General features: G+C 40.5%; 12 protein-coding genes. 6 read left to right on the top strand and 6 right to left on the bottom strand.

Annotation, left to right across the window (positions count from 1 at the left end):
• Window positions 1–345 precede the first annotated feature (345 nt).
• The gene (locus HMPREF9200_RS00885) at window positions 346–1,152 is read right to left on the bottom strand and encodes an ADP-ribosylglycohydrolase family protein (RefSeq protein WP_009352923.1); all 807 of its coding nucleotides are present in this window, start codon (window positions 1,150–1,152) and stop codon (window positions 346–348) included.
• Window positions 1,153–1,409: 257 nt separating this feature from the next.
• On the opposite strand from HMPREF9200_RS00885, the gene HMPREF9200_RS00880 reads away from it, so the two are divergent.
• From HMPREF9200_RS00880 to ychF, 4 genes are all read left to right on the top strand, one after another.
• Window positions 1,410–2,750, top strand: coding sequence for an MATE family efflux transporter (locus HMPREF9200_RS00880; protein ID WP_038144357.1), 1,341 nt, complete (start codon window positions 1,410–1,412; stop codon window positions 2,748–2,750).
• Between the two features lie 250 nt (window positions 2,751–3,000).
• Window positions 3,001–4,230: an LL-diaminopimelate aminotransferase gene (locus tag HMPREF9200_RS00875; protein ID WP_009352846.1), complete on the top strand. Its 1,230-nt coding sequence runs from the start codon at window positions 3,001–3,003 to the stop codon at window positions 4,228–4,230.
• Window positions 4,231–4,394: 164 nt separating this feature from the next.
• Window positions 4,395–5,369, top strand: coding sequence for a diaminopimelate dehydrogenase (locus HMPREF9200_RS00870; RefSeq protein ID WP_009352856.1), 975 nt, complete (start codon window positions 4,395–4,397; stop codon window positions 5,367–5,369).
• A 321-nt stretch (window positions 5,370–5,690) separates the two neighbouring features.
• A complete protein-coding gene (ychF, locus tag HMPREF9200_RS00865) occupies window positions 5,691–6,797 on the top strand; it encodes a redox-regulated ATPase YchF (protein WP_009352804.1) in 1,107 nt (368 codons plus the stop codon).
• A gap of 70 nt (window positions 6,798–6,867) precedes the next feature.
• Here ychF and HMPREF9200_RS00860 read toward each other — a convergent pair whose 3' ends face one another.
• From HMPREF9200_RS00860 to HMPREF9200_RS00840, 4 genes are read right to left on the bottom strand one after another with little or no spacing between them, the layout of a single operon-like run.
• On the bottom strand, window positions 6,868–7,182 hold the full coding sequence (locus tag HMPREF9200_RS00860; RefSeq protein ID WP_009352885.1) for a DUF3343 domain-containing protein: 315 nt from the start codon (window positions 7,180–7,182) through the stop codon (window positions 6,868–6,870).
• A 58-nt stretch (window positions 7,183–7,240) separates the two neighbouring features.
• Window positions 7,241–8,113, bottom strand: a complete 873-nt coding sequence (gene yedF, locus HMPREF9200_RS08890) for a sulfurtransferase-like selenium metabolism protein YedF (RefSeq protein ID WP_009352947.1) — start codon at window positions 8,111–8,113, stop codon at window positions 7,241–7,243.
• Window positions 8,103–9,131 carry a selenide, water dikinase SelD gene (gene selD, locus HMPREF9200_RS00845; RefSeq protein WP_009352821.1) on the bottom strand — a complete coding sequence of 343 codons (1,029 nt, stop codon included), beginning with the start codon at window positions 9,129–9,131 and terminating at the stop codon, window positions 8,103–8,105. Before selD ends, yedF begins: the two co-directional genes overlap by 11 nt.
• A gap of 45 nt (window positions 9,132–9,176) precedes the next feature.
• Window positions 9,177–9,383 (bottom strand): DUF951 domain-containing protein, encoded by a 207-nt coding sequence (locus HMPREF9200_RS00840; protein ID WP_009352829.1) that lies wholly within the window; start codon window positions 9,381–9,383, stop codon window positions 9,177–9,179.
• 519 nt (window positions 9,384–9,902) lie between these two features.
• Between HMPREF9200_RS00840 and rbr the strand changes: the two genes are divergently transcribed.
• Both rbr and HMPREF9200_RS00830 read left to right on the top strand, forming a co-directional pair.
• Entirely contained in the window at window positions 9,903–10,451 is a 549-nt protein-coding gene (gene rbr, locus HMPREF9200_RS00835) for a rubrerythrin (RefSeq protein ID WP_009352954.1), read from the top strand.
• 476 nt (window positions 10,452–10,927) lie between these two features.
• Window positions 10,928–11,419, top strand: coding sequence for a hypothetical protein (locus HMPREF9200_RS00830; protein WP_009352900.1), 492 nt, complete (start codon window positions 10,928–10,930; stop codon window positions 11,417–11,419).
• 286 nt (window positions 11,420–11,705) lie between these two features.
• On the opposite strand, the gene HMPREF9200_RS00825 is transcribed toward HMPREF9200_RS00830, so the two are convergent.
• Window positions 11,706–13,094 (bottom strand): cation:dicarboxylate symporter family transporter, encoded by a 1,389-nt coding sequence (locus HMPREF9200_RS00825; RefSeq protein WP_009352814.1) that lies wholly within the window; start codon window positions 13,092–13,094, stop codon window positions 11,706–11,708.
• Window positions 13,095–13,099: the final 5 nt, after the last annotated feature.

The following is a 13,099-nucleotide window of genomic DNA, read 5'->3' as shown; positions in this document are numbered from 1 at the left end:
TACAATATGCGTTGTATGGGATACGTCACATATTGATGATCGCCTTATCATGGCCAAGTGAATTCACCATTATGGTATTAGCACTCAAAGTGTTGATATAGTTGTCATGATTTTGTATGGGCGTACATCATCATCCTAAAAAGAACCTGCCGGTGGGCAGGTTCTTTTTTTGCGTCAATACTAAATAGGGAGACCACTCACATACGAGTAGCCTCCCATATTTTTATCATAATTCTATTTTCTCTCTATCGTCATTGCCTTTCACATGGTACAATACAATTGCATAGGGGATTCCGGCCCCTTGTATCATACCCTCAAAGGCAATATGCGTGTCCAGCGCTAGCTTTAGAGGGTTTTTTCTTTGTTCATATACATTGCTTTGAAGTCATTATAGTCTTCCACCATATATTCTGGCATTATGGATAAGGCTTTTTCTTGGATCCATTCTGGGATTCCATAATAGGCTCCTGCCACAGCACCAACAATGGCACCCAATGTATCACAGTCACCACCGATGTACATCACGTTGCGGATAGCCGATTCATAATCTTCACTTTCAAAGAAACATTGCATCCCTTCTGGCACTGTTTTTTGACAACTTGGCTCAAACCTATAAGTCTTATGCAACTCTTCCACGCTGTACTCCCCAGGATAATAGGATCGTACCATTTCTTGAATTTCTTCTTTCGTCGCTCCATGAAGTGCTTTGAACACGGCTAAAGCCGTCACTTCTCCACCTTTTAATCCTTCCGGATCATCGTGGGTGGTACCTGTTATAATTTGGCTCAACAGTTTGACTTCCATTTCACTATTCCCTACGTAAGCCACAGGACTAATACGCATCGCTGCTCCATTACCCCAACTACCATAGGGCTCAGTCACATCAGATAACCCCCATTGGAAAAATTTTGCACCAAATCCACCCATCGGTAATGGATTGGAAAGAAAATATTCTTTCATACGATAGATAGTAGCTCGTTGTAAATGTGTCCCCCTTCCTTTTACATCGATTAAAGCTCGTGCAATAGCACATGTTAAAATCGAATCATCTGTAGGCTCACAAGCCTCTGACAAAAACTCGAAGTCTCTGCTTTTGATATTATTGAACTCATAGATTGAGCCCGCCATATCTCCAATGATTGCTCCTAACATAGAACTCCTTTCCGGTGTTTCCACCAAACTCATCGCGATAATTACATAGATATATGCAAAAATTATATACATCTATGATTTTTCCACAATATACCTCGTTATATCTATTGATATAACTGAATTGTTACCATTATACACCACGTCTTTTTAAGAGACAATACCCCTCAACAGCTATAGACATATAGTGTAATAAGTGATAAAATTAAATGTTATTAACATTATTAATATCATAAGTGAGTTTGTTTTTGGGAGGCACTATGTCTTTAGTTTCTATGATTAAACATTTTCTACTTGTAGCTGCCCCCGTCATTGCTACACAATTTTCTATCATTGCTGGTAGTTTTGTAGCGGTCACATTAACGGGGCAATACAGTACTATAGATTTAGCAGCTATCGGTGTGGGGTATAACTTATGGGTCGCCGCTTTTTTTGGTCTGTCAGGAATTCTCCTTGGTGTGACCCCTATTATTTCTCACGCCTTAGGGGCTAAAAAAACTGAATCGGTAGCTGCTACTATGTGGCAAAATATCTATTTAGGGCTTGCATTTGCAACAGTTCTTATACTTGCCACCCTACTTGGTTTATCTCCTTTATTAGATCTATTGGGATTAGAACCAGCGGCAAAATCTGTTTGTATCCAGTATATGAACGCCATGTGCGTCGCCTTTCCAGCTATGATGATTATGTCTGGATTCCGATATATCGTCGATGCTCACGGAAATACTCGCTACTCTTTATACATCATTGGCAGTAGTGTGTTATTTCAGTCTATTTTCAATGTACTATTCATACAAGGTTACGGCCCCATCCCCGCTCTTGGGGGCTTTGGTGCCGGTATTTCAACGGCCATCGCCTATTGGTACATGATGCTGTGTTTCCTTGGGTTAATTACATTTCACAAGAACTTTAAGCACTATCGGTTTTGGTCATCTTTCACTGGACCTAGCTGGATATTAATCAGAGACCAATTAGCCTTAGGTATCCCTATCGGTTTATCTATCTTTGCTGAAATTAGCATTTTCAGTGCTGCCGGCATTGCCATGACAAAATTTGGTACAGAAATTATAGCCGCCCATCAAGCTGCCTCTAGTTTCCTTGGTCTAACGTTTTCCTTTCCACTTAGTTTAAGCATGGCAGCTACCATCGTTATTGCCTATGAATTGGGGGCTAAACGATATCAAAATGCCATTACCTACACATGGATTACTCGTGGCGTAGCCATATGTATCGCTCTTGGTATTGGGACATATTCCTTCACACACATCGATTTCTTAGCCAGCTTATACACTAAAGAGGAACACATGATTCCTCTCATCGATAGCTTCATTTCTTACGCTGTGTTTTTCACCATCATCGATGCTCTAGGCACTCCATTGCAGGGTGTACTTCGGGCTTATCGTGATGTAACTAGCGTGTCTATTATTACTATAGGTACTTATTGGGGGGTAACCGTTCCCGTTGCGTATCTATGTTATCTATTCACAGATTTTGGCCCCTATTCCATATGGATTGGGTTATTGTCAAGTACCTCTACGGCAGCGTTATGTTATATGTATCGCTTGCGGAGAGTGCAACGTAAATTACTATACTTGACGTGAAAGAAAATAACACGCTCCAATTCTACAGGACTGTTCATCTAGGGCAGTCCTTTTTATATGCCTTAGTATCCCTCTTACAAGCGTTTATAATCTCCAATACAAAACTAGACTATAAACAATGCATATATCAGACTTCTTCATGTATAACCATTTTATTTTGACATATCGCTTCAAATACTATAGAATATAGAAATGCAATTTAAACTATATATAAATGTATCATTATTGATGTATAACAGAAGGAGCTCCTATGGCTACTATCAATCCAAATTACGAAAACCTACAAGGTTCCTATTTATTCGCAAATATTGCACGCAAAGTAGAAGCTTTCAAAAAAAGCCATCCGGAGGCAGACATCATTCGACTTGGTATTGGCGATGTGACACGCCCTCTTGTACCAGCTGTCATTGAAGCTATGCACGCTGCCGTGGAAGAAATGGGTTCTGCCGATACATTCCGAGGTTATGGTCCTGAGCAAGGCTACGATTTCTTGCGCAATGCCATCGTTGAAGGCGATTATGCTCCTCTAGGCATTACTATTCAAGCTAATGAAATCTTCGTATCTGACGGTGCTAAATCTGATGTGGGCAATATTCAGGAAATTTTCTCTGAAAATAACATCATCGCTATTACTGACCCTGTATACCCTGTATATTTAGACTCTAATGTGATGGGTGGTCGCACTGGTAAAGCTATCGACGGCATCTACGAAAAAGTGGTATATTTACCAACCAATGCAGAGAATCATTTCTCTCCGGCATTCCCAAAAGAACGAGTAGATATCGTCTATCTTTGCTGCCCTAACAACCCAACTGGCACTGTATTAAGCCGTGCTCGTTTGGCGGAATGGGTACAGTGGTGTAAAGATAACGAAGCAATCTTAATGTTCGACTCCGCTTATGAAGCTTTCATCACATCTACAGATACAGTTCGTTCTATTTATGAAATCGAAGGCGCTCGTGAAGTGGCTATCGAATTCCGTTCTTTCTCTAAAACGGCAGGTTTCACTGGTACTCGTTGCGCCTACACTGTAGTGCCTCACGAAGTAACTGCAAAGGACGCAGAAGGCAAACGTGTTCCTCTGAACCCAATGTGGAATCGTCGCCAGACCACAAAATTCAATGGTGTTCCTTACATCATTCAACGTGGTGCTGCGGCTGTTTACACACCAGAAGGTCGTGCACAAATTAAAGAACACATCGCTTACTACATGGAAAATGCTCGCATTATCCGTGAAGGCTTAGAAGCCATTGGTCTAACTGTATTTGGTGGTGTTGATGCTCCATACATTTGGATTCAAGCACCAAAAGGCATGACTAGCTGGGACTTATTCGATACCCTATTAGAAAAGGTACACATTGTAAGCACTCCTGGTTCTGGCTTTGGCCCAGAAGGCGAAGGCTATTTACGTCTCACTGCATTCGGCAGCCGAGAAAACACCATTCGTGCAGTCGATCGCATTAAAACATTACAATTTTAATATCCCCCCTTTTCTCTATGAGAATTTTTCGCTATAATGGTACATGCGAAAAATAGCGGATATAATCCTCCCTATTTTATTTCATCATATACTGTAATCTTACATTACAGTTCGTATAGCATTAATATTAATGAAAGTATCAACTTTCACGAAAGGAAGTAACAATGAGCAACATTCGTATTGGTATCGTTGGATACGGCAATCTTGGTCGCGGTGTAGAAGCGGCTGTAGCATTACAACCAGATATGGAATTAGTAGGCGTATTCTCTCGCCGTTCTGGTTTACAAACTGTTAGTGGCGTTCCTAGCTACACAATGGAAGAAGTAGAATCTTTCAAAGGCAAAATCGATGTCATGGTATTATGCGGCGGTAGTGCTACAGACCTAATCGACCAAACTCCTGCTTTAGCAGCGCATTTCAATGTCATCGACAGCTTTGACACACATGCTCGCATCCCTGAACATTTCGAAAACGTGCGCAAAGTAGCCCAAGAAGCTGGCACAGCAGCATTAATCTCTTGCGGTTGGGACCCTGGCATGTTCTCCTTACAACGTGTGTACGCTGAAAGTATCTTACCACAAGGCGATTCCTACACATTCTGGGGCCGTGGTGTATCTCAAGGTCATTCCGACGCGATCCGTCGTATCGAAGGTGTAGCAGATGCTCGCCAATACACAGTGCCTAAACAAGAAATCATCTCTGCTATCCGCAATGGTGAAACACCAGAAGTGACAGCTACTTCTTCTCACCTTCGTGAATGCTATGTAGTATTGGAAGAAGGCGCTGACGCAGCTCGCATTGAAAATGAAATTAAAACAATGCCTAACTACTTCGTTGGCTATGAGACAACTGTAACATTCATCTCCCAAGAAGAATTAGATGCTAATCACAAAGGCATCCCACATGGCGGTCTTGTGATCCGCAGCGGCGAAACTACAACAGGTACAAAACACATCTACGAATTCGGTTTACAACTAGACTCTAACCCTGAGTTCACTGGCGCTGTATTAGTAGCCTTCGCTCGTGGTGTGCATCGCTTAGCAGCACATGGTGGCCGTGGTGCTTTCACAGTATTCGATATCGCACCAGCTTGGTTGTCTCCAAAATCTGCTGAAGAATTACGTGCACATTATCTATAAGATATACGTTAATAGCATCTTATTTCATAAGATACCCGGAACTGTAATAACATAGCCAAAAATAAAGTAGAGGAAGGTTGGTCAAAACGCATCAGCTTTCCTCTATTATTACATTTTATATAAATCTATTGGCAGTTAGTATGCAATTATGGTATACTATGACTGTAAAAAAGAGAGCCCTCAACGTGTACTAGGCGTTAGGCTCATCTCGAATGATGGAACACGAAATGCCTAACGTGTTAAGGTCCACTAAACCTTATATCGTTAGGCATTTATATTACTTTAATAATTTATCGCAACCAACAAAGGAGTTACCCACACATGAGCACAAATTTAGAAGTAGGCATTGTAGGCCTTCCAAATGTCGGAAAAAGTACATTGTTTAATGCTATTACAAAAGCTGGCGCAGAAGCGGCAAACTACCCTTTCTGTACCATCGAACCAAATGTAGGCGTCGTAGACGTACCCGACGCTCGTTTAGCGGTGTTGGCTGAGATGTTCGGTTCTAAACGCATCTTACCTGCTGCCATGCGTTTCGTAGATATTGCAGGCCTTGTGGCTGGTGCATCCAAAGGGGAAGGTTTAGGCAATAAATTCTTAAGCCACATTCGCCAAGTCGATGCCATCGCCCAAGTTATCCGTTGTTTCGACGACCCTAACATCACACATGTGGCTGGTTCTGTAGATCCTGTTCGCGATATTGAAATCATCAACACCGAACTTTGTTTAGCTGACCTTGAAAGCGTAGATAAACGCTTACAACGTATTGCTAAGTTAGCAAAATCTGGTGACAAAGATGCTCGCATGGAAGCGCCTATTTTAGAAAAAGTATCTGCTGCTTTAGGCGATGCCATCCCTGTTCGTGCCCAAGGCTTAACAGACGATGAGCTAGAAATCTTAAAAGACCTAACACTATTAACAGCTAAAAAATCTTTATACGTAGCCAACGTGGGGGAAGATGAAGTGTCCGACTACTCTGGCAACGAATTTGTAAAACAAGTAGAAGACTATGCTGCTAAAGAAGGTTCTGGCGTAGTTGTCGTATCTGCTCGCATTGAATCTGAAATTGCTGAATTATCCGACGAAGAAGCAACAGCTTTCCTAGCTGACCTCGGTTTAGAAGAAAGTGGCTTAACAAAATTAATCAAAGCTAGTTACTCCTTATTGGGCTTAATTAACTACTTCACAGCTGGCGAAATGGAAGCTCGTGCGTGGACTATCGTGGAAGGCACAAAAGCTCCTCAAGCAGCTGGTAAAATCCACTCTGACATCGAAAAAGGTTTCATTCGTGCAGAGATCGTATCCTTTGACGATTTAGAAGCTTGCGGCAGCCAAAATGCGGCCAAAGAAAAAGGTCTTGTTCGCCTAGAAGGCAAAGACTATATTATGAAAGACGGCGATGTAACACATTTCCGCTTCAACGTATAATAACCTACTAACAATACAGGCATATACAGTGTACTTTTACTTAAAATATCACTGTATATGCCTTTTTTAGTTAGCAAGATCTGCGTACATATTCAGTTGGTTCTTTTCCCTTTTTATAATAATACATATGAGAAGGAGTTATTTTTTCTACTTCAAAGATACGTAACACTTCTTCTATGTATTCTTCTTGCACACCAATAGAGAGCCCACAAGCGCTAGATAGCTCTGGTGGAACTGGCATTAACTGATGAGGCACTTTATATTGCCCTAACATTTTATCTGCTTTATCTGCAAAATAGTAAGAGCTAAATAGAACGAGTACTTTTTGTGGTACCTTATCTGTAGCTGTATCAGGTTTCTTACTATCTACTGCAAAAACGTTCATGTGCGTCTACCTCATTCAATCTTTCCAGGTCTATCTACCAATGTTACCACGCATCTAATTACAATGTAACAAATGGTTCTTGCATCATACTTTCAGTAATAGCATACAGATTCGTAATAGTGCCTACTTGCACTTTGTCTTTCACCTCGTAAAAGTCTAAACAAATGCCACAGCCACTAATAGTCACCCCTGCTGCTTCTAAGGCTTTGAAGTTTTCAATATGTTCCGACCCTTCTACCAGCATTTTTACAGCGCTATTAATGCAATAGATGGCTTTGGGTTTCACATCTGTTTCTGTCAATACATAGATGAATGTCTTCATCAAATTACGACCTAACTCTTCACTGCCTTCACCCAAATAATCTTTTGTCAACAATAGCACTTTGCCACCCATAGAAGAGGTTGGCACAGACGGTACCGCGGTTCCCATCAATTCAGGGGGAACTGTATCTTGACTAATCGGCGCACCCATTGCTGCTTTTTCTGCTTTTGTTTTTTCATAAGCTGCAATACTGCGCTCCAAGCTACCTGTACCATTTGTCATATAAAATGGGGCCTCTCCACCAGCAATCGTTGTATTCGTTACAACCTTTCCTAGGGGTGCAGCAAATTCATTTTCAAAAATATCTTCCAAATCCAGGTCCTCTAAATCATTCGAAGTTTGAATATTTACAGCACTAACCGCAGTCACTTCCGCTTTCACAGCTGTAGGGGGAATCAATACAACGATGTAATTTCCCTCTTGTTCTAATACATGGTTTTCATAGCCACGGTATTCCCCTAGTTTCACCACATTGTCACGGCTCACATCATTGTCGACAATGACTTTTACATACAGATTCGCATCAGAATCCATCGCTTTTTTTGCTTCAATCACAGGCGCTGGGCATACTTGGCCTCGCATATCTATCGTTACTTCTTTATTTGACATAGACTTGTTTCCTTCCTTCCTGAATGACACGGCCGATCTGCGCGGCCTGTAAACCCTTTGCTTGTAACTCTGAAAGTAACTGCTTTCCTTCACTTTCAGAACAAGCAAATAATAAACCACCTGATGTTTGCGGATCAAAACAAATATCGCTCCATACTGGATCTAAATGGTCAGCAAACTCAGCTTGATCACCTAATGCTTTACGATTCCCATACGTAGATGCTGGGACTAAGCCCATACTAGCAGCCTCTAATACATCGGTAAAGAGAGGAATTTGCTCCGCATAGAGTTCCACAGATGTTCCACTAGCTTTTGCCATTTCAGATACATGACCAATCAAGCTGAATCCCGTAATATCCGTACAACCATGAATGATAAACTGCGCCGCCACATCTCGAGCTCCTTTATTAATCGTTCCCATACTGTGCACAGCTTCCTGCACACCTTCTGGGAATACGCCACCTTTTGCAGCCGTGTTCATAATGCCCGTTCCAATCGGTTTAGATAGAATTAAGACATCACCCACTTGAGCATCTCCATTCGTCCAAATATGACGTGGATTAATGAGACCGGTCACAGCCATTCCAAAAATAGGCACTTCATTTTCGATACTGTGACCACCAAGAAGAGCTACTCCCGTCTCCAGTAAGACCTCATTGGCACCTTCTAAGACCTCACGAAGGACACCTTCTTTCACTAAAGACACAGGAAATCCTACAATATTCAATGCTGATATAGGCGTGCCCCCCATGGCATATATATCACTTAAACTATTGCAAGCCGCTACTCTACCAAAGAGTCTCGGATCTGCCACTGGAGGTGTAAAAAAATCCACCGTCTGTACAATAGCTTGACTTTCATTAATTTGATACACTCCAGCATCTTCCATACCAGATGCATCGGTCAATACAGCTGGATGTGTAGGCATCTTCATATGTTGCAACACATCCTCTAAAATGTGCGGCCCAATCTTGCAAGCACAACCGCCCTTAGCTGCATATTTCATTAAATCAACCATAGGTATCCCTTTCCTAGAAAATTATTATGATTTACGAATCATATTTTATTCTTCTGTTGCTTCTTTTCTGGATACTATCTTTTTTACATTCTTTTCAAACTTAGGTCGTGGTATCATCACTTGATGCCCACAGCCTTCACAGACTGTTACGAAATCAACGCCAGTTCGTTTAATCTCCCAATTCTGACTACCACAAGGATGGGGTTTCTTCATTTGTACCACATCACCTACTTGGTATTTTATAAATCCCATAGGCACCTCCTATTTCCATGATTATGTTTATAGTATATCATCTAACTTTATATTTCTCTATAGGGCCGTATGGGTATTACTAAAAGTTTGCACTAAGTCTGTCAACCCTCTCATCAGTACTGATGACTGCTATCACTTGTTAGCAACTGACAACTCCCCTTTTCTGTTTCATAACTAAGAAACCCTATAAATAGAGGGATTTCTATGTATTATCATTACAGCTTTATCTCTTGAGTTCGATTCTCAATTTCTTTTCTGTGTAATCCCCTTGTTTTTATAGGGAATTAAATAGCTATAAATGCGATACTATAGCCGATTGAGAGGCTTTATCATTTACAAAAAAATTTAAATTTTTCTAAAAAAAGACTTGCATTTCTCATTTTCATAGTCTATAATGTAATCAACAATGATTATTCGTTAAGTAACGAAATCGATAGGGACTTGTTCAAGTGAACAAGCCCATTATACAAATAAGTATTTATTTTATTACAACTATGTAAAGTACATGGAGGAACAAAAATGCCAGAATTAAAAGGTACTCAAACAGAAAAAAATCTTCAAGCAGCATTCGCTGGTGAATCTCAAGCTAACCGTAAATACACATACTATGCAAGTGCAGCTCGTAAAGCTGGTATGAACAAAATCGCTGATTACTTCGAAGAAACAGCAATCAACGAATCCGCTCATGCTAAAGTATGGTTCAAATTGTTACACGGTGGCGATGTAAACGCTGACGTAGCAATCAACTTAAAAGATGCTGCTGCTGGCGAACACTACGAACACACTGTAATGTACCCAGAATTTGCTAAAGTTGCAAAAGAAGAAGGTTTCGCTAAAATCGCTTACTTATTCGAACAAGTTGGTGTTATCGAAGCTCGTCACGAAGAACGTTACCTTGACCTTGTAACTGCTGTTGAAGGCGGTAAAGTGTTCAAACGTGAACAACCAGTTGCTTGGATCTGTGCTAACTGTGGTTATATCCACATCGGTGAAGAAGCTCCAAAACTTTGCCCAGTATGTGCTCATCCACAAGCATTCTTCTCTCAACACGGAGAAACTCTTATCTAATCAGTAAGCCGAGTGGTTTCTTAGATAAGTACTATAAGATTGTATCAAGTGATACAAAACAACCTACATAGAGAACTAAGTAGTTCTAAGGGTAAGTACCCCATACAAATGATATACTAAGTAGTAATGATATATACCCAAGTGGGTCAAATTACATATACCTTATCCCAAGTGGGTTAGAACTAGTATAGGTATACTAAAGCGACTGTGAAAACAGTCGCTTTTTTGTACCCTAACTCATAAGTATATAGGTTCATAGGTATCCTCCATATAGTAGCTATACATATCTTTCACCATGCATCATCGTATCTTCATATTACTAGGATATACTTTAACTACAGGGTCCACTTCTCAAGATGGATACTAGTATGTAACAAACCCTTACACGCAGTTGTTTTCAAAATATACCTGCGGTGATAAACACTACTAGGTACTGAACTATATTTTACAAATGTAATGATGAAAAGGAGACACTTATGAAACGTGCACTACTCTTGACAACACTAGCCATGACTATTGGTTCTTCCGCTTTTGCTTCATCCATCAACTACCCTAGTTTTCAAAGCGACCATACACCTATGTCTTTTAAAATGGCATCTACTGAGGATATGAAAGCATACACGAAAGATTTGGAAACTTACTTAGCAGATACAGATGCAGTGATTCAAATATTGATTACTAAAAAACGTGCTGCTATCGATGCTTACAATGCGGGTGTACGTGAATATAACAAGGATGATTTTTTTCATAAAGATCGTGTAGAACCTTACTCCTATGATGAAAGTTACTCCCAAACTAAACGTGTAGGTGGTCATACATACCATACCTTTGGTGATACTGTGATTATCACATCACCTAACTCTATTCCTGTAGTTGAAGAAACAAAATCACAAAAAAAGGAAGAGGATGACGCCTTCGCACGCATGATGCGTCGTATGGAACGCCACCTAGGCATTGATCGCTGGTAAGGTTTCCTATATATACCCTTAAATACCCTTAAATAGCCTTACCTATATTCTTTTATATTCCCTTCCCTATATTAATATATACCCCATACAAATAAGGGCCTCTGTCGCACGATAGAGGTCCTTATTTTACATCTGTCATGGCACATTCAAGGAATAGAATATCCTATTTTCTTCAACTCCATGATAGAAAAAAGCTGCAACCTACGCGATATCAATAGGTTGCAGCTGTATATCTTTTAGTACTTTCATCATAGATACATGATGCATCTAATACATTACTTATACCTTATCGAATTGTTTTTGTGTCGTTAAAGGCTTCTTGGTCAAAAGTTCCTTGCAAACGATCTACTACAATAGCATTTGTCATAGAACCACTTACATTTAACATTGTACGTCCCATATCTACAATAGGGTCTACTGCTAAAATTGGAGAAATGGAGCCGAAGAATGCTCCCATACCAGTACCAGATAAGGATACGGATGCTGCCATAGTTGCTGTACCTGGAACTCCTGCAATCCCTAAGGAGCCTAATGCAATTACGATAACGCTCATCACATACATTGTAAAGTCTAATGGCACTCCAGATACGCGAGCGATATAAACGATACATAAGGCTGGGAAGATACCTGCACAGCCTTGCATGCCTGCTGTCGTACCAAAACTTGCTACTGTATTCGCAGTGGCAGGATTAACACCTAATTTTTTAGTTAATGTTTCTACCGTCAATGGTAATACACCCATACTAGAACGAGATGTGAAAGCCAAGATTAAGGCTTCTTTTGCTTTACGGAAATACATGATTGGACTAACGCCAAACATAGTTAATAATACAGCTTGTACTACTAACATGATTGCAACACCTACATAGATTAAGATAATAAACAAGCCCATATCAGCAATAGCGCCAAACCCTTTTTGCGCCAATGTTGTGGCCAACAACGCCACAACACCATATGGCATTAAGCCGATCACAAAATCTGCTACCCAGAAGATAACTGTGTGCACTTCATCAAATAATTTTGTGACTACTTCTAAATCACTGGCACCATGTTGTTTCACAAGTCTAGCAACACCACCAATAATAACGCCAAATACAACAACAGCAATAACATTAGTTTGCGCCATTGCATTAATAGGATTTGCTGGTATCAAGGCACGCAATGTATCTACAACAGGTTTTACCTCTCGCATTTTAGAATCACCAGCCACTGCTAAGGTACCTTCTCCTAATCCTGTTACAGTACCTAGTACTAAACCTACAATAGCAGCAATACCTACCATGATTAAAGCTACTACACCTGTGGAGGATACAAGGCGTTTTAAGTTCGCATTCGTATCCATATGCAAAATAACATGAACAATGGAAATAAATACCACAGGAATGACGAGCATTCGGATTAAATCAATGAATCCTCCCCCAATAAGAGAGAACCACTTCGTGCTTTCCTTAATAAATACCACGTCCATTGGGTTTTTAGGGAATCCTGCAATCAATTGCACCGCAACCCCTAACACAGCACCTACTACAGTGGCAATCATCACCAATGTGCCGAATTGAATATTTCTTTTTTGAAGAAAATACACGTATCCCAACGCAATAAGGAATAACACAAGTATTCCTACTGTCATGGGATCGCTAATCATGAGAAATTGTGTAAAAAATGGCATATCCATACAAA

It is taken from the genome of Veillonella sp. oral taxon 780 str. F0422 (assembly GCF_000221605.1).
In the GTDB taxonomy this organism is placed as follows: domain Bacteria; phylum Bacillota; class Negativicutes; order Veillonellales; family Veillonellaceae; genus F0422.
Note: the sequence above shows the minus strand (reverse complement) of the source record. Positions and strands in the feature narration are given on the sequence as shown.